This window comes from Achromobacter sp. ACM01, from assembly GCF_014851745.1.
GTDB classification, from domain to species: domain Bacteria; phylum Pseudomonadota; class Gammaproteobacteria; order Burkholderiales; family Burkholderiaceae_B; genus Achromobacter; species Achromobacter aegrifaciens.
In genome coordinates this window covers 1-482 of the sequence record NZ_JACVAF010000025.1, presented here as the reverse complement: position 1 = coordinate 482, position 482 = coordinate 1, and the positions used below count along the sequence as shown (strand labels likewise).

Genomic DNA, 482 nt, shown 5'->3' with positions numbered 1-482 from the left:
GCTCCCGCATGACCTCCGCCACTTTCTTCGCTACCCCCGAAGCCTTCCGCCATTGGCTGCAAGCGCACGCGGCGAATGGCCGTGAACTGCTCGTAGGCTTCCACAAAGTCGGCTCCGGCCAGCCGTGCATGACATGGTCCGAGTCGGTGGACGAAGCCCTGTGTTTTGGCTGGATCGACGGTGTGCGGCGGCGCATTGATGAGCACACGTATTCGATCCGCTTCACTCCGCGCAAGCCGTCGTCCATCTGGAGCGCGGTGAACATTGCCAAGATGGAGCAACTGCAGGCCGCTGGCCGCATGACCCCTGCGGGGCTGCAGGCTTTTGCGCACCGCAAGGCCGGCAAGTCTGCGATTTATTCGCACGAGCAGGCGGCGCCCGCCGAGCTGCCTGCCGCGCAGCTGCGGGAGTTCCGGCGGCACAAGAAGGCGTGGCAGTTTTTTGAGGCCACGCCGCCGGGCTACAAAAAGACCCTGCTGCAC

Annotated in this window: 1 protein-coding gene; it reads left to right on the top strand. The window is 64.5% G+C overall.

Annotated features, from left to right (window positions below; genetic code table 11):
- Positions 1-482: YdeI family protein (locus IB268_RS30890; protein ID WP_225591540.1), on the top strand; the 482-nt coding region annotated here is incomplete at both ends.